The sequence below is a fragment of the Planotetraspora mira genome (genome assembly GCF_016863275.1).
GTDB classification, from domain to species: Bacteria; Actinomycetota; Actinomycetes; order Streptosporangiales; family Streptosporangiaceae; genus Planotetraspora; species Planotetraspora mira.
The window spans coordinates 1-22,837 of record NZ_BOOO01000061.1 but is presented as its reverse complement, the minus strand read 5'-3'; the positions used below and the strand labels follow the sequence as shown (position 1 = coordinate 22,837).

At 70.3% G+C, this 22,837-nt stretch carries 13 protein-coding genes; 11 read left to right on the top strand and 2 right to left on the bottom strand.

The window, feature by feature from the left end:
• Positions 1-84: 84 nt before the first annotated feature.
• Both Pmi06nite_RS40835 and Pmi06nite_RS40830 read right to left on the bottom strand, forming a co-directional pair.
• Positions 85-1,611: a sugar ABC transporter ATP-binding protein gene (locus Pmi06nite_RS40835; RefSeq protein ID WP_203958627.1), complete on the bottom strand. Its 1,527-nt coding sequence runs from the start codon at positions 1,609-1,611 to the stop codon at positions 85-87.
• A 151-nt stretch (positions 1,612-1,762) separates the two neighbouring features.
• Complete coding sequence (locus Pmi06nite_RS40830) at positions 1,763-3,103, bottom strand: ROK family transcriptional regulator (protein WP_239114556.1); 1,341 nt, start codon at positions 3,101-3,103, stop codon at positions 1,763-1,765.
• Positions 3,104-3,365: 262 nt separating this feature from the next.
• Here Pmi06nite_RS40830 and Pmi06nite_RS40825 point away from each other — a divergent pair, with 262 nt between their 5' ends.
• From Pmi06nite_RS40825 to Pmi06nite_RS40775, 11 genes are all read left to right on the top strand, one after another.
• Positions 3,366-4,661: an ROK family transcriptional regulator gene (locus tag Pmi06nite_RS40825; RefSeq protein ID WP_203958625.1), complete on the top strand. Its 1,296-nt coding sequence runs from the start codon at positions 3,366-3,368 to the stop codon at positions 4,659-4,661.
• A 199-nt stretch (positions 4,662-4,860) separates the two neighbouring features.
• Positions 4,861-7,629 (top strand): carbohydrate-binding protein, encoded by a 2,769-nt coding sequence (locus Pmi06nite_RS40820; protein ID WP_239114555.1) that lies wholly within the window; start codon positions 4,861-4,863, stop codon positions 7,627-7,629.
• 87 nt (positions 7,630-7,716) lie between these two features.
• On the top strand, positions 7,717-9,288 hold the full coding sequence (locus Pmi06nite_RS40815; RefSeq protein WP_203958623.1) for a ThuA domain-containing protein: 1,572 nt from the start codon (positions 7,717-7,719) through the stop codon (positions 9,286-9,288).
• A gap of 191 nt (positions 9,289-9,479) precedes the next feature.
• Positions 9,480-10,634, top strand: a complete 1,155-nt coding sequence (locus Pmi06nite_RS40810) for an inositol-3-phosphate synthase (protein WP_203958622.1) — start codon at positions 9,480-9,482, stop codon at positions 10,632-10,634.
• A gap of 17 nt (positions 10,635-10,651) precedes the next feature.
• Positions 10,652-11,533: an SCO3242 family prenyltransferase gene (locus Pmi06nite_RS40805; protein ID WP_203958628.1), complete on the top strand. Its 882-nt coding sequence runs from the start codon at positions 10,652-10,654 to the stop codon at positions 11,531-11,533.
• Complete coding sequence (locus Pmi06nite_RS40800) at positions 11,530-12,369, top strand: sugar phosphate isomerase/epimerase family protein (RefSeq protein WP_203958621.1); 840 nt, start codon at positions 11,530-11,532, stop codon at positions 12,367-12,369. Before Pmi06nite_RS40805 ends, Pmi06nite_RS40800 begins: the two co-directional genes overlap by 4 nt.
• Positions 12,366-13,028, top strand: a complete 663-nt coding sequence (locus tag Pmi06nite_RS40795) for an EboA domain-containing protein (RefSeq protein WP_203958620.1) — start codon at positions 12,366-12,368, stop codon at positions 13,026-13,028. The genes Pmi06nite_RS40800 and Pmi06nite_RS40795 overlap by 4 nt, the downstream gene beginning before the upstream one ends.
• Complete coding sequence (locus Pmi06nite_RS40790) at positions 13,028-13,945, top strand: TatD family hydrolase (protein ID WP_203958619.1); 918 nt, start codon at positions 13,028-13,030, stop codon at positions 13,943-13,945. Before Pmi06nite_RS40795 ends, Pmi06nite_RS40790 begins: the two co-directional genes overlap by 1 nt.
• 161 nt (positions 13,946-14,106) lie before the next feature.
• On the top strand, positions 14,107-19,758 hold the full coding sequence (locus tag Pmi06nite_RS40785) for a ThuA domain-containing protein (protein WP_203958618.1): 5,652 nt from the start codon (positions 14,107-14,109) through the stop codon (positions 19,756-19,758).
• Between the two features lie 162 nt (positions 19,759-19,920).
• Entirely contained in the window at positions 19,921-21,087 is a 1,167-nt protein-coding gene (gene eboE, locus Pmi06nite_RS40780) for a metabolite traffic protein EboE (protein ID WP_203958617.1), read from the top strand.
• A complete protein-coding gene (locus tag Pmi06nite_RS40775; RefSeq protein WP_203958616.1) occupies positions 21,084-22,448 on the top strand; it encodes an alkaline phosphatase family protein in 1,365 nt (454 codons plus the stop codon). Before eboE ends, Pmi06nite_RS40775 begins: the two co-directional genes overlap by 4 nt.
• Positions 22,449-22,837: the final 389 nt, after the last annotated feature.

Here is a 22,837-nt window from a genome sequence, read left to right as displayed (position 1 = left end):
CCAGCAGGCTTACGTTCCCGTTTGCGCGGCCACCGGGGAGCGGCGCCTGCGGCGGCTCGGCGACCGAAGGTACTCGGGACTCGCTCATGCGAGGCTCCCTTCCATGATCATGTCGAGAACTGCGTGTTCGTCCAGCTCCTCAGCGCCGGACTCGTGGATGATCGAGCCTTCCTTGATCACCAGAACGCGGTCGGCCAGCCCGAGCACCTCGGGCACCTCGCTGGAGACCAGCAGCACCCCGACGCCCTCGTCGGCCAGCCGCTTGATCACCGCGTAGAGCTCCGCGCGGGCGCCCACGTCGACGCCGCGGGTGGGCTCGTCGAGCAGGAGCAGCTTGCGGCCGTCGACCAGCCATCGGGCCAGCACGGCCTTCTGCTGGTTGCCGCCCGACAGCGTCCTGATGGCCCGCCGGGGATCCGGCGGCCGGATGCCGAGGGACTCCGCGTGCCGGCGGGCGTCGGCCATCTCCCGGCCCCGGTCCAGCCAGCCGAACCGGGAGTACTTGCCCAGCGCGCCGAGCGTGATGTTGCGGGCGACGCTCTGGTCGAGGAGCAGCGCCTGGGCCTTGCGCTCCTCCGGTGCGAGACCCATGCCGAGCCGTACGGCACGGCTCGGGCTGCCGGAGCGCACCGGCTTGCCGTCCAGAATGACCTGGCCGGTGGCGCGGCGGGCGCCGTACACCGCCTCGATGATCTCGGACCGGCCCGAGCCGACCAGCCCGGCCAGGCCGACGATCTCACCGGCGCGCACGGAGAAGGAGATGTTCCGCACCCGGCCGGGTACGGTCAGTCCCTCCACCCGCAACACCTCCGGGCGGCCGTCGTGGCTTCCTGGGGCGGAACGCGGCGGGAACACGTACTCGACGTTCCTGCCGGTCATCAGCGAGACGATCGTCGAGGTCGAGGTCTCCCTCGCGGGCAGGCCGACCGCGACCGTCCGGCCGTCCTTGAGCACGGTCACCCGGTCGCCGATCTCGCGGATCTCCTCCAGCCGGTGGGAGATGTAGACGACGGCCACACCCTGCGCGGTCAGCTCGCGGATGATGCGGAAGAGGTTGGTCACCTCGTCCTGCGCCAGCGCGGCGGACGGCTCGTCCATGATGATCAGCCGGGTCTCGTGGGACAGCGCCCGCGCCATGCTCACGACCTGCTTGGCCGCGGGCGACAACGCCCCCACCTCGGTCGTCGGCCGGATCTCCGGGTGGCCCAGCCGGGTCAGGAGGTCGCGGACCGCCTTGGCGGCCTGCGCCGTACGGGTGAAGCCGAACCGGGCCAGTTCGTGGCCGAGGTAGATGTTCTCCGCGACGCTGAGCCCGTCGACCAGGTCGAGTTCCTGGTAGATGGTCGAGACCCCGAGCCGGATGGCCGCGATCGGCGTGGACAGCCGTACGGCCTCGCCGGCCAGGGTGATGGAGCCCTCGTCCGGCTGGTGCGCGCCGGCGAGGATCTTGATCAGAGTGGACTTGCCCGCGCCGTTCTGCCCGAGCAGGCAGTGCACCTCGCCCGCGCGGACGTCGAGGTCGACGCCGTCGAGCGCGCGGACGCCGGGGAACTGCTTGACGATCCCGCGCATGACGAGAAGCGGCGCCGTGTCGGGGGATGACTCCGGCATGGGTTGCCTCCTGGATCCTGTCTGGCTGTTTGAGGTTGTGGACCCGTCCGCCCGGCCGGGCTCGTTGCGGCACCGCCGGGGACGAAGCCGAGGTCGGCGGGAACGGCTTCGTCACCGGGTTCGGCCCGGCCGGGTGGACGGGGGACTGGGGTCAGCGAGGCGGCTTCACACGGTGGGACACCGGGTCGGCTCTCCCTTCGGGGCTCGCGGAGGAGGGCATCCCGCTGGCGCGGATGTCGACGGTGGTGGGGTCGGACAGGACGCGTTCGACGACGATTCCCGCCGCGCCGCGTGAGGCGGCGCAGAAACCGAAGTCGGACGCGACGAAGGAGCAGCGGGCGATCGACCCGGCCACCCCCCATCGTTCGAGCTCGGCCTGCGCCACGGGGATGAGCTGGTCGGCGAGCCTGGCGAAGTAGCCGCCGAGGACGATCACGCGGGGGTTGAAGAGGTTGACCAGCGTGGCCGCGCCACGGCCCAGCCAGCGGCCGACCTCGGCGACGGCCTCGGTGACGTGCGGATCACCCGCGGCCTGGCGCGCCTCGATCTCCGCCAGGCGCTCCTCCGGATCGCGGACCATCCCGTCGTGCGTGCCGTACGCGTTGTCGGGGGTGACCATCCGGACCAGGACGGCCAGCCCGACCTTGGTCTCCCAGCAGCCGATGCGCCCGCAGCCGCACCGGTCGCCTGAGGGGTCCACGGGGACGTGGCCCACCTCCCCGGCGAACCCGTCCGCGCCGCCGAGCAGCCGGCCCCCGGCGATGATGCCGCCGCCTATCCCCACCTCTCCGGTGAGATAGACCAGGTCGGGCGTGCCGGCCGCGACTCCGGACGTGAACTCGGCGAGCGCGGCGAGGTTGGCGTCGTTGTCGATGGTGACCGGCACGTCCCGCGAGACGTCGGCCCGTTCGAGCACGTTCGCGACGGGCACGCCGTACCACCCGAGGTTGGGCGCCACGTCGACCGTCCCCGTCGTCGTGTCGATGAGCCCGGGGACGGCGACGGTGATCCCGGCGACCGTGACCCCGAGCAGGGCGAGCTCGTCGACCGCCTGCTTGATCGCCCTGGCCAGCTCGTCGAGGGAACGTTCCGGAGTGCTGTTCATCGCGTTGAAGCTGATTCGCCAGTCGAGCAGCACCCGGCCGGCGAGGTCGGTCGCGAACGCCGCGATGTAGTCGACGTTCACCTCCAGGCCGAGGGCGCCGACCCCCGAACCGTCGAGGGTGAGCGCGAGTCCGGGACGGCCGACCGCGCCGGCGTGCTGCGGGCCGGTCTCCTTGATGAGGCCGCGGGCGAGAAGCTCGCTCGCGAGGCTGGTCACCGTGGTCTTGTTCAGTCCCGTCTCCGCGGCGACGGCCGATCTGGATCGTGCGCCGTGCTCCCTCAGGTGCCTGAGCACGAGGGCCAGGTTGGAGCGGCGCACGGTGGCCTGATCGGCCGGACCCCGCCGAGGGGTGCCCGGGCCGCCGTTCCAGGTGCCCTCACGCCGCACGCAGACCTCCTTGCGAAAATTGCACGCCGAATCAGACCACTCGCGTGGCCTGACGGAATTAATTTGCATGGCTCGTCGAATTAAAAGCGCGGTTTCGAAGATCGTGCAAGCGTCGAAACGCTTCGCCTTCCGTAACTCTTGTGTAACGCGGAACGGCGGTTCGCGTGTTGCTGATTCGTTACCTGCGGCGTGGGTGCACGCCTGTGATGCCCATGTTATAAACGCGTTAATTAATCTTCGATACATACAAAGGCGGCCGGCGTTGACCCAGAGGCAATCCCCCACACGCTCGGCGAACGGTCTCGCCCAGCCGCTGGGTCACGCCTCCCTGCGGCGCGCCAACCTCGCGCTCGTGCTGCGCCACCTGCGCGAAGAGGGCTCCTGCTCCCGGGCGGACATCGCCGACTCGACCGGCCTGCACCGTGCGACCGTCTCCAACCTGATGGCCGAGTTGCTCGAGCGCGGGCTGGTCCGCGAGGTCGGGACGGAGCGGGCCGGAGCCATCGGCCGCCCCCGGCGTGCGGTGGCCCTCGACGGCTCGCACGTGGGCGCGCTCGGTATGGAGATCAACGTCGACTACATCGCCGTCCACGGCACCGACCTGAGCGGCCGGGTCCTGGTGGAGCGCCGGATCGGCTTCGACGCCATGGGCCAGGGGCCCGACCGGTCGCTCGCGGAGCTCGGCCGGGTCACCCGGCGGGTCATCGGCGACATGAAGCGGGCCGGGGCGTCACCCGGCGGCATCGTGGTCGGAGTGCCGGGACTGGTGGACAGCGGGCGGGGCGTGGTCGCCTTCGCGCCCAACCTCGGCTGGCACGGCCTTCCTCTCGCCGACCGTCTCCGTGAGGAGCTCGGCGGCCTGCGGGTGCCCGTGACCGTGGACAACGACGCCAACCTCGCCGCGCTCGCCGAGTTCACGAGCGGAGTCGCGGCCGGCACGGCCGACATGGTCTCCCTCACGGGCGAGGTCGGCGTGGGCGGCGGCATCATCGTCGGCGGCCGCCTGCTGCGAGGCGCGGACGGCTTCTCCGGCGAGGTCGGCCATCTGCCCGTCGATCCAGGCGGAGCCCGCTGCGGTTGCGGCCGGGTCGGCTGCTGGGAGACCAAGGTCGGGTTCGCCGCCCTGGTCCGCTCGGCCACCCCCGACCAGGCGTACGGGCTGGACACCGTGCCGACCCCCGATCCCGAGGAGCGGGTGAGGGAGATCGCGCGAGGTCTCGCCGACGGCGACGAACGGACAATGGGCGCGGTGGCGGAGGTCGGCAGGTGGCTCGGGCTCGGCGGCTCGATCCTGGTCAACCTCTTCAACCCGCGCGTGATCGTGATCGGCGGCTACTTCGCGAGGCTCGCCGAGCAGCTCATCCCGCCGGCCCAGGCGGAGCTCGAGCAGCTCGTCATCGCCGGGCCCGCGGCACGCTGCCGTTTCATGGCGTCAAATCTCGGTTTCGGCGCCGCCTCCCGGGGCGCCGCGAGCATGGTGGTCGATCACATCATGGACGATCCGACTGCGATCGGCTCGGCACCGGTCGCACATAACATTGCAGGTCAAAGATTATGACCTGCAAATCTTAAGGAGGAATTCGCAGCAATCTGGAGTCGGCATCTCCAGCTATGAATCGGCATGAGCACCACCCGCACAACCGGCAACAAGCGCGGCGGCGCGCGCCTTGCCTGACTGAGCCCCCCTAGGTCAGGAAAGGACCCTCATGTCTCCACGTCTTCGGCCGTGGGTCCCACTGTTATCCGCGTTCTCACTGGTGTTGGCAGCCAGTGTGGCGACGGCGCCGGCGGCCCAGGCCTCTGTCATCCCCGCTTCCGACTACCAGCAGGTCCAGCTGGCCGTCGGCGGCGCCGAGCTCGGCGAGGCGATGTCCCTCGCGGTGCTCCCCGACCGCACGGTGGTGCACACCGCCCGTGACGGCACGGTCCGGGTCACCGACGCGGCCGGCAACACCAAGGTGGCCGGCAAGCTCAACGTCTACACCCATGACGAAGAGGGCCTCCAGGGTGTCGCGGCGGACCCGAACTTCGCGACGAACCGCTACATCTACCTGTACTACTCGCCCACGCTGAGCACGCCCGGCGGTGACGCGCCCACCAGCGGCACCCAGGCGCAGTTCGACGCGTGGAAGGGTGAGCTGCACCTGTCGCGGTTCACGCTCAACTCTGACAACACGCTGAACATGGCGAGCGAGAAGGTCGTGCTCGTGGTGCCCAACGACCGCGGGCAGTGCTGCCACGTCGGCGGGGACATCGACTTCGACGCCGCGGGCAACCTGTACCTCACCACCGGTGACGACACCAACCCGTTCGAGTCGAACGCGTACACGCCGATCGACGAGCGCACCGACCGCAACCCGCAGTTCGACGCGCAGCGGTCCGCGGGCAACACGAATGACCTGCGCGGCAAGCTCCTGCGGATCCACCCGGAGTCCGACGGGACCTACACCATCCCTTCGGGCAACCTGTTCGCGCCGGGAACGGCGAAGACCCGCCCCGAGATCTACGGCATGGGCTTCCGCAACCCGTTCCGCATGTCGGTCGACAAGGCCACCGGCATCGTCTACCTCGGCGACTACGGACCCGACGCGGGCGGCGCCGACGCGAACCGCGGCCCCGGCGGCCAGGTGGAGTTCAACCGGATCACCTCGGCGGGCAACTACGGCTGGCCGTACTGCACGGGCACCAACACCACGGCCGAGACCTACAACGAGTACACGTTCCCGAGCGGGCCCTCGCTGGCCAAGTACAACTGCGCCGGCGGCCCGACGAACAACTCGTTCCGCAACACCGGCCTGACCACCCTGCCCCCGGCCAAGCCCGCCTGGATCAGGTACGGCGGCGAGGCCGGCTCCCCGGCGGACTTCGGCGGCGGCTCCGAGTCGCCCATGGGCGGACCGGTATACCGGTACAACGCCTCGCTCAACTCCGCCGTGAAGTTCCCCCAGTCACTCGACGGCCGTTTCTTCGCCGGCGAGTACGGCAGGCAGTGGATCAAGGCCATCGAGGTCAAGTCCGACGGCACCCCCGGTGACATCGGGGCCTTCCCCTGGCGCGGAACGCAGGTCATGGACCAGGCGTTCGGCCCGGACGGCGCGCTGTACGTCCTCGACTACGGCACGGGCAGCAACAACCAGGCCCTCTGGCGGATCGAGTACATCGGCGGCGCCAACCGCAACCCGATCGCCAAGGCGGCCGCGGACAAGACCTCGGGCGCCAACCCGTTGACCGTGAACTTCTCCTCGGCCGGCAGCTCCGACCCCGAGGGCGGCGCGCTGACGTACTCGTGGAACTTCGGCGACGGCACCACCTCGACCGCGGCCAACCCCACCAAGACCTACACGGCGAACGGCACCTACACGCCGACGCTGACGGTCCGGGATCCGCAGGGCCTGACCGGCACGGCGAGCCTCGTCGTGAGTGTGGGCAACACCGCGCCGACGGTGAACCTGAACACGCCGACCAACGGCACGCTGTTCGCCTTCGGCGACACGGTGCCCTACTCGGTCACCGTCTCCGACCCCGAAGACGGCACGATCGACTGCACGAAGGTCACCGTGACCTACTTCCTGGGCCACGACAACCACCGTCACCAGATCACGTCGAAGACGGGTTGCTCCGGAACGCTGACGACCCCGACCGACGGTGAGCATGACGCCGCGGCGAACATCTTCGGCGTCTTCGAGGCCTCCTACACCGACAAGGGCAGTCTGACCTCGGTCAGCACCCGCACCCTCCAGCCCAAGCACCGCCAGGCCGAGCACTACGGCGCTATGCAGGGCATCCAGCTCGCCGACCACGCCGGCGCCGAAGGCGCCAAGACGGTCGGCTTCACCGACAACGGTGACTGGATCTCCTTCACGCCGTACGCGCTGACCGGCGCCACCAGCATGACCGCCCGGGCGTCGTCCGGCGGCGCGGGCGGCACCATCGAGGTGCGCACGGGCTCGGCGACCGGCACGCTCCTCGGCTCCGCGGCCGTGGCCAACACCGGCAGCTGGGACACCTTCGTCAACGTCAACGTCCCGCTCTCGAACGTGCCGAGCGGAACCCAGACGCTGTACCTGGTGTTCAAGGGCGCGACCGGGCAGGGCAACCTGTTCGACCTCGACGCCTTCACCTTCAACACCAGTAGCGGCGGCACCTCGACCACGACCGAAGGCGAAGCCTTCACCTCGCAGTCGGGCGTGCAGACCGCAGGCCATGCCGGTGCCAGCGGCGGTACGACGCTGGGCTACATCGACAACGGTGACTGGGCGGGCTACTCGTCGGTGAACACCCAGGGCGCGAAGACCTTCTCGGCCAAGGTCTCCTCGGCGGGCGCGGGCGGGACGATCACGATCCGTTCCGGTTCGCAGACGGGCACCGTGCTCGGGTCGGTGGCGGTCCCCAACACCGGCAGCTGGGACACCTTCCAGACGGTCTCCACGACTCTGACCGGCACGGCGACGGGCTCGCTGTTCCTCACCTTCACGGGTGGGACCGGTTCCCTGTTCGACATCGACACCTTCACCATCACCCGCTAGCCAGGCGCTCCGACAAGGCGGCCGCGCGCGAGGTGTGCCCCGAAGGCATCCCTCGCGCGCCGGCGAGCCGTACATGAAAGGACAGCCATGCGCAGAGTCATGCGGCGTGGTCTGGCGCTGGTCGCCGCCACGCTGATCGCGACCCAGTTCGCGCCCACCGCGGCTCAGGCGGCCGATCCCGCCTACCAGGTGCTGGTGTTCAGCAAGACGGCCGGCTTCCGGCACGACTCCATCCCCACCGGCATCCAGACGATCCGCGACCTCGGAACGGCGAACAACTTCACCGTCACCGCGACCGAGGACGCGAGCGCCTTCACCGCCGCCAACCTGGCGCAGTTCAAGGCCGTCGTCTTCCTCAGCACCACGGGCGACGTCCTGAACGACACCCAGCAGACCGCGTTCACCAACTACATCAACGGCGGCGGCGGTTACGTCGGCATCCACGCGGCGGCCGACACCGAGTACGACTGGCCGTACTACGGCCAGCTCGTCGGCGCCTGGTTCAAGAGCCACCCCGCGATCCAGCAGGCGGTCGTCAAGAACGAGGACCGCACGCACCCCGCCACGTCGGGCCTCGCCGCGACGTGGACGCGGACCGACGAGTGGTACAACTACCGCACCAACCCCCGATCCACCGTCCACGTGCTGCAGAGCCTGGACGAGACCAGCTACTCGGGCGGCGAGATGAGCGGGGACCACCCGATCACGTGGTGCCACCCGCAGGCGTCCGGACGCTCGTTCTACACGGGCCTCGGGCACACCATCGAGTCGTACGCCGACCCGAACTACCGCAACCTGCTGCTCGGCGGCATCCGGTACGCCGCGGGCATGGTGCAGGCCAACTGCAACCCGCCCACCACCCCGCCGCCCACGGGCGACACGACCACGGTCGAGGGTGAGGCGTTCACCTCGCAGTCGGGCGTGCAGCCGGCGGGTCACGCCGGTGCCAGTGGCGGCACGACGCTCGGTTTCATCGACAACGGTGACTGGGCGGGCTACTCCACGGTGAGCACGCAGGACGCCAAGACGTTCTCCGCGAAGGTCTCCTCGGCCGGCGCGGGCGGGACGATCACGATCCGCTCGGGTTCGCAGACGGGCACCGTGCTCGGGTCGGTGGCGGTTCCCAACACCGGGAGCTGGGACACCTTCCAGACCGTCACGGCGAACCTGACCGGCAACGTGACCGGGCCCCTGTTCCTCAGCTTCTCCGGCGGGTCCGGCTCCCTGTTCGACATCGACACCCTCACCATCTCCAGGACCACCACCACGACTCCGGTGAGCACCACGACCGAGGGCGAGGCCTACACCTCGCAGTCGGGCGTGCAGCCGGCGGGTCACGGCGGTGCCAGTGGCGGCACGACGCTGGGTTACATCGACAACGGCGACTGGGCCGGTTACTCGTCGGTGAACACGCAGAACGCGAAGACCTTCGCGGTGAAGTACTCCTCGGCGGGCGCGGGCGGGACGATCACCATCCGCTCGGGTTCGCAGACGGGCACCGTGCTGGGCTCCATCGCGGTCACCAACACCGGCTCCTGGGACACCTTCAGGACCGTCACCACCAACCTGACCGGCAACGTGACCGGGTCGCTGTTCCTCAGCTTCTCCGGCGGGTCCGGCTCCCTGTTCGACATCGACACCTTCACCATCACCCGATAACGACCCACCACCGGAGTGGTGCCCGTCCGCGACGCCCGCCTGAGGCGCCGGGGCGGGCGCCCTCCCCGAACTCGTGACAAGGGCCCGGCTCGTCGGCGACCGGCCCGGTACAACGGCCGGTTCGTCCGCGAATCGGTCCAGGAAAACGGCCGGGCTCGTCGGCGACCGGCTCAGGGAAAAGGGAGTGACCGATGAAGATCGGTGTCTGGCTGGTAGGTGCGAGAGGATCGGTGGCCACCACGGTCGTCACGGGAGCCGCGGCGTTGCGCGCCGGGCTCGCGGCGCCGGTGGGCTGCGTGACAGCGGGTGCGGACTTCGCGGAGGCAGGACTGCCGCCGCTCGACACCCTCGTCTTCGGCGGGCATGACATCTCCAGCACGCCGCTGCCGAAGAGGGCCGAGGAGCTGAGCAGGGCGGGCGTCGTCCCGCCGCCGCTGGCCGACCTGGTCCGCCACGAACTCGAGGCCGCCGACGCGGAGATCCGGCCCGGCCTCGCGACCGGGGTGCCCCGGGAGGACGAGACCCAGGCCTCGCTCGCCCAAGCGCTGATCAGGGACATCACCGACTTCCGCGACCGTCTCGGGCTCGCGCGCGTCGTCGTGATCCACGTGGCCTCGACCGAGCCGCCCGTCGCCCCCCACCCGGCTCACCAGAGCCTGGAGGCGCTGACCGTCGCGCTCGAGACCCCCGGAGCGGCCGTGTTGCCGCCGAGTTCCCTCTACGCGTACGCCGCGCTCAGCGCCGGCTGCTCGTACATCGACTTCACGCCGTCCACCGGGGCGTGGCTGCCCGCACTCGACGAGCTGGCGAACGCCCGGGCCGTGCCGTACGCGGGCAGGGACGCCAAGACGGGGGAGACCCTGCTCAAGACCGCGCTCGCCCCCATGTTCGCGGCCCGCGCCCTGGCCGTCCGCTCCTGGTCGGGCACGAACCTGCTCGGCGGGGGAGACGGCGCCACCCTGGCCGACCCCGCCGCGGGCGAGAGCAAGAAGATCTCCAAGGAACGCGCGCTGCCCGCGATCCTCGGACACGCCGTCGAGGGCCAGACCCACATCGACCACGTGGCGCACCTCGGCGACTGGAAGACCGCCTGGGACCACATCACCTTCGAGGGCTTCCTCGGCGTGCGCATGTCCATGCAGTTCACCTGGCAGGGCTGCGACTCGGCGCTCGCCGCCCCCCTGGTGCTCGACCTCGCCCGGCTGCTGGCCCGTGCGCACGAGCGAGGCCAGGCCGGTGCGGTCGAGGAGCTCGGCTTCTTCTTCAAGGACCCCGTCGCGACCGACGAGCACCGCCTCCAGGTGCAGTACGACCTGCTGCGCGCCTGGGCCGGGAAGCTGGCGTGAGCCCGGCTCCTCGTCCCATGCCCGACCTCGCGACGCTTGCCGAGCTCGTCCGCGCGCCCGCGGCCCTCACCGTTCCCGGTGACACGACCGCGGGCGGAGCGGTGAACCCCGGCCTCGCGTTGTCGTCGGTCTGCCTCTACTGGGCCGGCATGGCGCTGAACGACTACGCCGACCGCGACCTCGACGCGCGGGAGCGGCCCGAGCGGCCCATCCCCTCCGGACGCGTCCGGCCGGGGCAGGCGCTCGGCCTCGCGGCCGGGCTCACCGGGGCCGGCCTCGCCCTGGCGGCGGGCGCCGGCGGACGACGTGCGCTCGGGGTCGCGTCCGGGCTGGCCGCCGTCGTGTGGGCCTACGACCTCGCCCTCAAGGACACCGCCGCCGGGCCGCTCGCGATGGCCGCGGCGCGCGGCCTCGACGTGCTCCTCGGCGGTACGGCCGGAGCCGGCGCGGGAACCGATGCCGCCGACGGCCGGGCGGCCCTGCTCACCGCGGGCGCCGTGGCGGCGCACACCTACGGGGTCACGGCCCTGAGCCGCGGCGAGGTCACGGGCGGCTCCACGGCACGCTCGGCGACGGCGCTGACCGCCACCGCCGTGGCCACCGGGCTGGCGGCCGTCCACGTCCACCGGTCCGCCGGGAGCACGGGGGCCGTCGTGCGCAGGGCGGCGGGGTTCGGCCTGACGGCGGCCTACGCCGGGCTGGTGGGCGGGGCGCAGATCGCCGCGGCCAGGCGCCCCGACGCGGGGCGGACCCGGGCCGCCGTCGGCCAGAGCATCCTCGGGCTGCTGCCGCTGCAGGCCGCGCTCGCCGCCGGGCGTGGCCGGCTCGTCGTGGCTGCGGCACTCGCGGCGGCTCATCCCCTCGCGAGGAGGCTGTCCAGAAAGGTGTCCCCGACGTGAGATTCGGCTACGGGACAAACGGACTTACCAACCACCGGCTCGACGAGGCGCTCGCCGTGCTCGCCGAGCTGGGATACGACGGCGTCGCGCTCACCCTGGACGCGGGACACCTCGACCCCTACGCGCCCGACATCGGCCGTCAGGTGGACCTCGTCGCCAAACGGCTCGGGGAACTCGGCCTCGCCGTGGTGATCGAGACGGGCGGGCGCTACGTGCTCGACCCGTTCCGCAAGCACCATCCGACCCTGCTCCATCCCGCGGAACAGGCGGCGTCCCGCGTCGACCTGCTCCGCCGTGCCGTACGGATCGGAGCGGACCTCGGCGCGGAGGCCGTGTCGTTCTGGAGCGGGATCCGGCCGCCGGAGGTCGGGGTGGAGGAGGCCTGGGCCAACCTCGCCACCGGCGTCGCTGCCGTGCTCGACGAGGCGGTCGCCCGCGACGTCACGCTCGGCTTCGAACCGGAGCCGGGGATGCTCGTCGAGGACATCGCCGGGTTCGAGCGGCTCCGCGAGCTCACCGGGGCGCCCGACCGGCTCGGCCTGACTTTGGACATCGGCCACTGCCGCTGCCTGGAGCCCGATCCGGTGCCCGACAGCGTGCGGCGAGCCGGGCCGTACCTGGTGAACGTGCAGATCGAGGACATGCGCCGCGGTGTGCACGAGCACCTGGAGTTCGGCGAGGGGGAGATCGACTTCCCGCCGGTCCTGGACGCGCTTGACGAGGTGGGATACCGCGGCCTGGTCAGCGTCGAGCTGCCGAGGCACAGCCACGCGGGTCCCGCGGTCGCCGAGCGCTCGTTGCGCTTCCTGCTCGAATCCTCCAGGGAGGACCGATGACGACATCGAATGTGCCGGAGATTCCCCTGACCGTACTGACCGACGAGGGCGCCCGCTGGCTGGAGACCGCCATGGAGCGGGTCCGCGCCGACGCCGGGGCGTTGACCGCGCTGTTCCCCGCGGCAGGGCGGGCGTGCGGCCGGGGACCCGTTCCCGGCGAGCCCGGCTGGACCCTCGACGAGGCGGTCCGGGCGCGGCTGCTGCTCGCCCTGCCCCAGACGGGTGCCGAGCTGGGGGAGACCCTCTTCGAGCTCTACGCCCACGGGGACGCCGCCGAGCGGCTCGCCGTGCTCAGGTCGCTGCCCGCCCTCGAGGACGGCGGCGGGCTCGGTGACGCGGGGCTGCCGCTCGTGCGGGACGCCCTGCGCACCAACGACGCCCGGCTGGTCCAGGCGGCGATGGGCCCGTACGCGGCCGATCACCTGTCTGATCACGCCTACCGGCAGGCGGTGCTGAAGTGCGTGTTCATCGGCGTGCCCCTCGCAGCGGTGGCCGGGCTCGACAGGCGCTCGGATGAGGAGATGGCCAGGATGATGGCCGACTTCGCCGAGGAGCGGCTGCTCGCGGGACGCAAGGTGCCGCCGGACGTGTGGCCGGTGCTTGAACTCCACCCCACTCTCCTGACCAGGATCCACGCCCTCATCGGGGAGGAACGCTGATGCGCATCTTCGACCCCCACATCCACATGACCTCGCGGACCACCGACGACTACGAGCGCATGCGCGCGGCGGGAGTCCTCGCCGTGGTGGAGCCGGCCTTCTGGCTGGGCCAGCCGCGCACGTCCCCCGCCAGCTTCGCCGACTACTTCGACGGCCTCCTCGGCTGGGAGCCGTACCGTGCCGCCCAGTTCGGCGTCGTCCATCACTGCACGATCGCGCTGAACCCGAAGGAGGCCAACGACCCGCGCCTCCAGGGCGTCCTGGACCTCCTGCCGCGCTACCTCGCCAAGGACCGCGTCGTCGCGGTGGGCGAGGTGGGCTACGACGAGATCACGCCGGCCGAGGACGAGGCCCTCACCCGGCAACTCGCGCTGGCCGTCGAGCACGGCCTGCCGGTGCTCGTGCACACCCCGCACCGCGACAAGGCCGCCGGAACCCGGCGGACCATCGACGTCGTCCGCGAGTCGGGCCTGCCGCCCGAGCGTGTGCTCATCGACCACCTCAACGAGATGACGGTCGGCATGGTCGCCGACAGCGGCTGCTGGATGGGCTTCTCCGTCTATCCCGACACCAAGATGGACGTGGATCGCATGGTCACGATCCTCGGAGAGCACGGACTCGACCGGGTCCTGGTGAACTCCGCGGCCGACTGGGGCCGCAGCGACCCGTTGAAGACCCGCGCGGTCGGCGACGCCATGCTCGCCGCCGGGTTCTCCGAGGCGGACGTCGACACCGTGCTCTGGGCCAATCCCGTCGCCTTCTACGGGCAGAGCGGCCGGCTCGACCTCTCGAGCATCCCCGCTGAGCTCACCACCGCTGAGCTCACCACCGCTCATGTCACCACCGCGGCCACCGCTGCGGTCGCCGCCGGCGGCGACTACGCCGGCAACACGGTCTTACGCGGTTCGCCCGCGTGAGGAAAGGCACTCGGGGGTCTCCGCCGCGAGGCGGGGAGCACAAAGGATCCACAGCACGTCCCTGGGAAAGGTGGGCGATGACCCGCAAGAAGTTCGCACCGACAATGAGAAAGGCACTGGCCTTCGTTGCTGCTGCCCTTCTCGCCTTATCGATCGGAATCGTGTCCCCAGGAGTCGCGGCCGCCGCCGCGGATCCGCCATTCAAAGCGCTGATCTTCTCTAAGACCGCCGGCTTCCGGCACTCGGCGATCCCCAACGGCATCGCCGCCATCCAGAAACTGGGCCAGGACCACAACTTCACCGTCGACGCGACCGAGGACGCGGGTGCCTTCACCGAGGCCAACCTGGCGAACTACCAGGTCGTCATCTTCCTTTCCACCACGGGCGACGTGCTGGACGCGACCCAGCAGGCCGCCTTCGAGAAGTACATCGAGGGCGGCGGCGGCTACGCCGGCGTCCACGCGGCTGCCGACACCGAGTACGACTGGCCGTGGTACGGCAAGCTCGTCGGCGCCTACTTCAAGCAGCACCCGACTCCGCAGCAGGCCACGGTCAAGATCGAGGACCCGGCCCACCCGTCCACCAAGGGGCTGCCCACCACGTGGTCCCGCACGGACGAGTGGTACGACTACCAGACCGACCCTCGCGGCACGGTGCACGTCCTGACCTCGCTCGACGCCTCGTCCTACACGGGCAGCACGATGGGCGCCGACCACCCCAACACGTGGTGTCAGGACTACGACGGCGGCCGCTCCTGGTACACCGGGCTGGGGCACACCGAGGAGAGCTACACCGACCCGAACTTCCTGGGCCTGCTGCTCGGCGGCATCCAGACGGCGGCCGGCGTGGTCGACGCGGACTGCTCGGCGAGCCTGGACGGCAGCTTCGAGAAGGTCACGCTCGACGACAACACGTCCAACCCGATGATGCTGGACGTCGCCCCCGACGGCTCGGTGTACTACATCGACCGCCTCGGCGACGTGAAGGCGATCAAGCCGGACGGCGGCCTGGTGAACGCGGCGCACCTCGACGTCTTCACCGCCAACGAGAGCGGCCTGCTCGGCATGGCGCTCGACCCGGCGTTCGCCACCAACAAGTGGATCTACTTCTACTACTCGCCCAACGGCAAGGTCGTCGACCGGCTGTCGCGCTTCACCGTGAAGGACGACAGGACCGTCGACCTGTCCAGCGAGAAGGTCATGCTGGAGATCCCGGTGCAGCGGGCCGAGTGTTGCCACCACGGTGGCGGCATGGTGTTCGACAAGGCCACCGGTGACCTGTGGCTCGCCAACGGCGACAACACCAACCCGTTCGCCTCCGACGGCTACGCCCCCATCGACGAGCAGTCGGGCCGGTCCTCCTGGGACGCCCAGGGCACCGCGGCCAACACCAACGACCTGCGCGGCAAGGTGCTGCGCATCCACCCCGAGCCTGACGGGACCTACACGATCCCCGCGGGCAACCTGTTCGCGCCGGGCACGGCGAAGACCCGCCCCGAGATCTACGGCATGGGCTTCCGCAACCCGTTCAGGATCGGGATCGACCCGAAGACCCACAAGCTGCTCGTGGCCAACTACGGTCCCGACGCCGGGAACCCCAGCGCCACCCGTGGCCCCGAGAACACGGTCGAGTGGGACATCCTCAACAAGCCCGGCTTCTACGGCTGGCCGTACTGCGTGGGCAACAACAAGCCCTACATCGACTACAACTTCGCGACCGGCCAGTCGGGTTCGGCGTTCAACTGCGCGGCGCCGAAGAACGACTCGCCCAACAACACCGGTCTGACCGACCTGCCCCAGGCCATCCCGGCGATGGTCTACTACCACTACGCGGCCGACCCCGCCTTCCCCGAGATCGGCGGCGGAGGCGCGCCGATGGCGGGTCCCGCCTACCGCTTCGACCCCGACCTGGTCTCCGACCGCAAGTGGCCGGCCTACTGGGACGGCAAGGCGATCTTCGCCGAGTGGAACCAGGACAAGCTCTACTCCTTCCAGCTCAACGAGGACGGCAGCAAGCTCGTCGACATCAACCAGATCTTCGGGACCATGGGCTTCAAGAAGCCGATGGACATGAAGTTCGGGCCTGACGGCGCGCTCTACCTGATCGAGTGGGGCTCCGGATTCGGTGGGGACAACACCGACTCGGGCGTCTACCGCATCGACTACGTCAAGGGGAACCGGGCGCCGATCGCCAAGGCGGCCGCCGACAAGACGTCGGGTCCCTCGCCTTTGACGGTGAAGTTCTCCAGCGAGGGCTCACGCGACCCCGACGGCTCGCCGATCACGTACGCGTGGGACTTCGACGGGAACGGCAGCACCGACTCGACTGAGGCCTCGCCGACCCACACCTACCAGGGCAACGGCGACTTCAGCGCCACCCTCACGGTGAGCGACGAGGACGGCAAGACCGCCGCCGCGAGCGTGCCGATCACGGTCGGCAACACCGCGCCCACGGTGACGATCAACCTCCCGCCGAACGGCGGCTTCTTCGAGTTCGGCGACCAGGTGAAGTTCACCGTCACGGTCACCGACCCCGAGGACGGGACGGTCGACTGTGACAAGGTGCAGATCCAGGCGGTGCTCGGGCACGACACCCACGGCCACCCGCTGGACCAGTACACCGGCTGCAGCGGCACCGTGCAGACCACGCTGTCGTCCGGGCACACCGAAGGCGACAACGTCTTCTACGTGCTGGAGGCCAGCTACACCGACAAGGGCGGCGCCGGCGGCTCCAAGTCGCTGACCGGCCGGGGCCAGGTCATCCTCCAGCCCAAGCGCAAGCAGGCCGAGTTCTACGAGACCACCGGACGCGTCCCCGACGGCACCGGCACCGGTGACCCCGGCGTCAAGGTCGAGACGGCGTCCGACCCGCAGGGCGGCTTCGAGGACATCGGCTTCATCGAGGACGGTGACTTCTGGTCCTTCAGCCCGGCCAACCTGGCGGGCATCGGGCGGATCACCTTCCGCGCCGCGTCCGCCTCGACGGGCGGCGTGATCGAGATCCACGCCGGTACGGCCGACGGGCCCCTCGTGGGCAAGGCGACCGTGCCGAACACGGGAGGCTGGCAGTCCTACCAGGACTTCCCGGTCGACATCACCTCTCCGCCGACGACGAGCGGGCCGCTGTTCTTCGTGGTCCGCAAGCCCACCGGCGGCAACAACGACTCGCTGCTGAACGTCAACTGGGTCGACTTCGAGGGCCAGGGCGTCACCGACAACCAGCGGCCCACGGTCACCGCGACGGCGACGCCGACGCGGGGAGTCGCTCCTCTCCAGGTCGCCTTCCACAGTGAGGGCAACGACCCGGACGGCAACACTCCGCTGACCTACAAGTGGAACTTCGGCGTCGCCGGAGCTCCGCAGCCCACCACGCAGGACGCGTCCTACACCTACCAGGCGCCGGGAACCTACGACGCCCAGGTGACGGTCACCGACACGAAGGGCGCCGCACGGACCGAGCACGTCCAGGTCGTCGTGGACAGCCCCAACACCACCTGCCTGACCGGGAAGTCCGACGGCTTCGACGGCACCACGCTCGACCACAACAAGTGGACCGTCATCAGGGAGAACCAGGACCTGACCGTCTCCGGCGGCAGCTTGCACATCCCGACCTCCGCGACCGAGATCTACAGCGGTGGCAACACGACGCCCGTCACGAACATCGTGGTCCAGCCCGCTCCGAACGGCGCCTGGCAGGCGACCACCAAGGTGACGATCGCGGCCCGCACCGAGTACCAGCAGGCCGGTCTGCTCCTGTACGGAGACGACGACAACTACGCCAAGCTGGTGATCCAGGGCCGTGGCACGAGTGGCGCGGCCGGGCGCATCATCCAGTACATCAGGGAGGAGAACGGCCAGCCCAACGAGGTGGCCCAGTCCAACTCCGGCAGCCTCGGAGCGTCGTTCCCCGACACCGTGTACCTGCGGTTGTCGAGTGACGGCACCAACCTCGCGGCGGCGTACTCCGCCGACGGCGAGACGTGGACCCAGATGCCGCAGACCGACAAGCTGATCGCCGGGATCACCAACCCGCGCATCGGCCTGACCTCGTTCGCCAGCACGGGCAACCGTACGGTGATCGACGCGGCGTTCGACTGGTTCCAGCTCCTGCCGGACGACACCGCCACCGGCCCCGCCGACCCGAACGACGAGTTCGACGGCACCTCGCTCGACCAGTGCCGGTGGAGCACCGTCGTCCGTCCGGACCCCACCGCGGTGCGGGTGACCGGCGGCAACCTCGAGATCGACACCAGCAAGGGTGACATCTACGGCACGGACAACTCCGGTCCGAAGAACTTCATTCTGCAGACCCCGCCCGCCGGGGACTGGACCGTCGAGACGAAGGTCGACGGCAGCGCCTTCAACGAGCAGTACCAGCAGGGCGGTCTCATCGCGTACGGCGACGACGCCAACTACGTCAAGCTCGACTACGTCGTGGACAACACGGCGGGCTCCGCGGTCACCCGCAGGCTCGAGCTGCGCAGCGAGGTCGGCGACGCCGTGCAGGACCCGCAGCCCGGGGTGTCCAACCTCACCCAGGGCGTCTGGTGGCTCCGTCTGGCCAAGCAGGGCAACACCTACCACGGCTACTACTCGGCCGACGGCGCCACGTGGACCGAGGTCGGCTCGCCGACCCCGGTGACGAACGCCGCCGTGAGCGGGGCCAAGGTCGGAGTGTTCGCCTTCGGCGTCAACCAGGCGGCGACGAAGACGGCGAAGTTCGACTACTTCCGCGCCTCGTGGGGCGAGCAGCCGGACACCACCCCGCCCACGGTCTCGGCCGCGACCGTCCCGGCGGCTCCCGACGGAGCCGACGGCTGGTTCGTGTCCAGTGTCGCGGTCGCGGTGACCGCGACCGATGAGGAGTCGGGCGTCGACAAGACCGAGGTCAGCGTGGACGGCGGGCCGTTCGCGGCCTACACCGACCCCGTGAGCATCTCGGCGGACGGCACGCACACCGTGGCCTACCGGGCTACCGACAAGGAGGGCAACACCGCCGACGGTTCCGTCACGGTGAAGAAGGACGCCACAGCCCCGCTGACCACGGCGCAGTTCGCACCGGCCAACGACGACGGCTGGCACGGAGCCACCGTGCCCGTCACCCTGTCGGCGACCGACGCGACGTCCGGCGTGGCGGGGATCGAGTACGCCCTGGACGGCGGAGCGTGGAAGCCGTACACCGAGCCGGTGAACGTGACCGGCGACGGTACCCACACCGTGGCCTACCGGGCCAAGGACAAGGCCGGGAACGTGGAGACCGAGAAGGCCGCCACGCTGAAGATCGACGGCACCAAGCCGACGGTCCTCGTCTCCGGCATCGCCGCCGGGCAGATCTACGGCGACAGCCAGGACGTGCGCATCACCTGGCAGGCCGTGGACAGCACCTCCGGGGTCAAGACCCTGGCGGGCCGGCTGGACGGCGAGCCGTTCCAGTCCGGGCTGCTGCGGTCGCTGTTCGAGTTCCCGCTCGGCACGCATGAGTTGAAGGTCACCGCGACGGACAACGCCGGCAACAAGACGGTGCAGTCCGTCTCGTTCGGCATCACCACCTCCACGCGTGACATCGCCAACCTGATCGACCGCTTCGCGGCGACGGGCTGGCTCAGCCAGAAGAACGCCAAGAAACTCCAGGACCAGCTCGACAAGGTCCAGAAGGCCGAGGTTAAGGGCAACGACGACAAGACGATCAAGGAGCTGAAGAACTTCAAGACCCTCGTCGCCGACCCGAAGGTCGTGACCGTGGCCGACGTCAAGACTGTGCTGACCCGCGACGCCGACGCGATCATCACGCGGCTGAACGGGCCGGCCGCCTGACGCCCGCGCCCAACTGAAACCGGAGGGGCGGCCCGTTTTCGCGGGCCGCCCCGTCCGGGCTCATTCACACCCGTCCGCACCCGCCCGCACCCTCACTTGCCCGCGCCCCACCGCGCCACCCTTGCCTGCCCCGTCCGTCCGTCGGAGCGAAGGAACGACATCGTGAGATTCCGGCATCAGGACGGTTCGACCGTCCATCTGGCCTACTGCACCAACGTCCACCCGGCTGAGGACCTCGACGGCGTGCTCGCGCAGTTGCGCGACTACGCGGCGCCGGTCCGAGAGCGGCTCGGCGTCGCGCGGCTCGGCGTCGGCCTGTGGCTGTCCCGGCCCGTCGCCGACGCGCTGGTCGCCGATCCCGCACAGGTTGTACGGCTCCGTGACGCCCTCACCGGCCACGGGCTGGAGGTCGTCACCCTCAACGCGTTCCCGTACCGAAGCTTCCACGACGAGAGCTCGTCCAAGCTGCGCGTCTACCGTCCCGACTGGACCTCACCGGAGCGCCTGCACTACACGCTCGACGTGGCCAGGCTGTTGGCGGCGCTGCTCCCCGATGACGTCACGTCGGGGACCGTCTCCACCCTGCCCCTGGCCTGGCGCAGCCCGTGGACGCCGGACCAGGCAGCGGAGGCGAGGCAGCGGCTCGGCCAGCTCGCCGAGGGACTCGCGGTCATCGCCGTCGCGACCGGCAGGACCATTCGCGTGGGCTTCGAGCCCGAGCCCGGCTGCGTCGTGGAGACCACGGCACAGGCGGCCGAGCATCTGTCCGGCCTCGACCCGGCCTTCCTGGGCGTCTGCCTGGACGCGTGTCATCTTGCCGTGCAGTTCGAAGAGCCCGGCGAGGCTCTCGACCGGCTGAGCGCGGCGGGGCTTCCGGTGGTGAAACTTCAGGCGTCGTGCGCCCTGCAGGCCGACCACCCCGCCGACCCCGCCGTACGGGAAGCGTTGCTGGCCTTCGACGAGCCCCGTTTCATCCACCAGACTCGCGAGCGGGACCAGTGGCCGGGAGCCGACGACCTCGGACAGGCGTTGTCGGGGGACCTGGCCGGCGCCTCGCCGTGGCGGGTGCACTTCCATGTGCCGCTGCACGCCGCGGCCGCGGCTCCGCTCGGTTCGACGCAGGACGTGCTGGACGGGACTCTCCGGGCGCTGCTCGGAGGGCCGACCGCCCGTACCCACCACGTCGAGGTGGAGACCTATACCTGGCAGGCGCTCCCGGAGGACCGCCGGCCCCGGACCGGAGCCGACCTCGTCGAGGGGATCGCACAGGAGCTCGCCTGGGCTCGTGATCGCCTCATCGACCTCGGACTGAAGGAGGAGACCCGATGAGACCGCTGGTGGTCGTCGACGTGGTCGGGCTGACACCCCGGCTTCTAGAGCACATGCCCAACGTGGCCAAGCTCGGCGCGCCGTCGGAGCTGCGGACGGTGCTGCCTGCCGTGACGTGCTCGGTCCAGTCGACCCTGCTCACCGGCGCGATGCCCCGTGACCACGGGATCGTGGGCAACGGCTGGTATTTCCGCGACGTCGGAGAGGTCCTGCTCTGGCGGCAGCACAACGCGCTCGTCGAAGGCCCGAAGATCTGGGACGACGCCAGGAAGGTGCATCCCGGCTACCGTGTCGCGAACATCTGCTGGTGGTACGCAATGGGCGCCGCCACCGACTTCACGGTGACGCCCCGGCCTATCTACCACGCCGACGGACGCAAATCCCCTGACTGCTACACGACCCCGCCGTCGCTGCGCAACGACCTGACCAGGGAGCTCGGGCGCTTCCCGTTGTTCTCCTACTGGGGGCCGAAGGCGGGCATCGCCTCCAGCCAGTGGATCGTGGACGCGGCCCGGCTCACGCTCGCGCGCGAGCGGCCCGACCTGACGCTGGTGTACGTGCCGCATCTGGACTACGACCTGCAGCGGTACGGCTCGTCGGGACCCGAGGCGATCGCCGCCGCCCGGGAGATCGATACGGCGCTCGGGCCGTTGCTCGATGACGCCGCGGCGGCGGGCGCCGTCACGGTCGTCCTGTCGGAGTACGGCATCACCGACGTGTCCCGCCCGGTCGACGTCAACCGGGTGCTGCGCTCCGAGGGGCTGCTGACGGTCTATCGGCAGGCCGGCATGGAGTATCTCGACCCGTGGACCTCGCGGGCGTTCGCCGTGGCCGATCACCAACTCGCCCATGTATACGTGCGGGATCCCGCCGACGTCCCGCGGGTCAGGTCGCTGATCGGCTCGCTGCCGGGTGTGGACGAGGTCCTCGACGAGAAGGGGAAGGCGGCACACGGGCTGGACCACGCGCGGGCCGGTGAACTGGTCGCGGTCGCCGCACCGGACTCGTGGTTCACGTATTACTACTGGCTCGACGACGAGCTCGCGCCGGACTTCGCCCGATCCGTTGAGATCCACCGCAAGCCCGGCTACGACCCGGCCGAGCTGTTCCTGAACCCGGCCGACCCCCTGGTGAAGGCCAAGGCCGCGCTCGCTCTGGCCCGTAAGGAACTGGGGTTCCGCTACACGATGCCCGTCGTGCCGCTCGATCCCTCCGTTGTGAAGGGCAGTCATGGCCGCCTGCCCGCCGACCCGCTGGACGGCCCGGTCCTGCTCAGCAGCGAGTCACTCGACCGTGAGTCGTACGCCGCGACGGACGTCAAGTCGCTCCTCCTCCGGCTGGGCGGGCTGCAGCAGATGTAGCCGCTGGTCGTCTCGTGAGTGTGTCGTGAGTCTGTCGTGACGCTCGCAGGTCACGGCCAAGGCGCTGGGGTTCCCCTGCCTGGCCGTGCCCTGCGGCGGCCGCGACGCGCAGCGGCGGTGTGCTTCCCGGTTAGTGACTCTCCGCGCGTGATATCCGGTGCGTGATACCCCATGCGTGACTCCCGGTGTGTGACTCCCGGTGTGTGGGCCGCCGCCGCGGACGGCACGGCTGTGGGCAGTGTGGGCCACTGCAGGTTCGCGCCCGAGGACTCCTGTCATGGCGCGCTCCAATATGGCCCGACTGATGGCCCATCTGGCGGGTCGTCGCCCGCAGCGGTTGGGGCAGGTCGTGCGCGTGGTGTGTATCTGGATCGTCCGGTGTAGGTGAA

Excerpts from the sequence above, each read along its gene's own strand:
- Pmi06nite_RS40790 (WP_203958619.1), top strand. The coding sequence starts at position 13,028 with ATGCGCATCTTCGACCCCCACATCCACATGACCTCGCGGACCACCGAC.
- Pmi06nite_RS40775 (WP_203958616.1), top strand. The coding sequence starts at position 21,084 with ATGAGACCGCTGGTGGTCGTCGACGTGGTCGGGCTGACACCCCGGCTT.
- Pmi06nite_RS40815 (WP_203958623.1), top strand. The coding sequence starts at position 7,717 with ATGCGCAGAGTCATGCGGCGTGGTCTGGCGCTGGTCGCCGCCACGCTG.
- Pmi06nite_RS40810 (WP_203958622.1), top strand. The coding sequence starts at position 9,480 with ATGAAGATCGGTGTCTGGCTGGTAGGTGCGAGAGGATCGGTGGCCACC.
- Pmi06nite_RS40835 (WP_203958627.1), bottom strand. The coding sequence starts at position 1,611 with ATGCCGGAGTCATCCCCCGACACGGCGCCGCTTCTCGTCATGCGCGGG.
- Pmi06nite_RS40795 (WP_203958620.1), top strand. The coding sequence starts at position 12,366 with ATGACGACATCGAATGTGCCGGAGATTCCCCTGACCGTACTGACCGAC.
- Pmi06nite_RS40805 (WP_203958628.1), top strand. The coding sequence starts at position 10,652 with ATGCCCGACCTCGCGACGCTTGCCGAGCTCGTCCGCGCGCCCGCGGCC.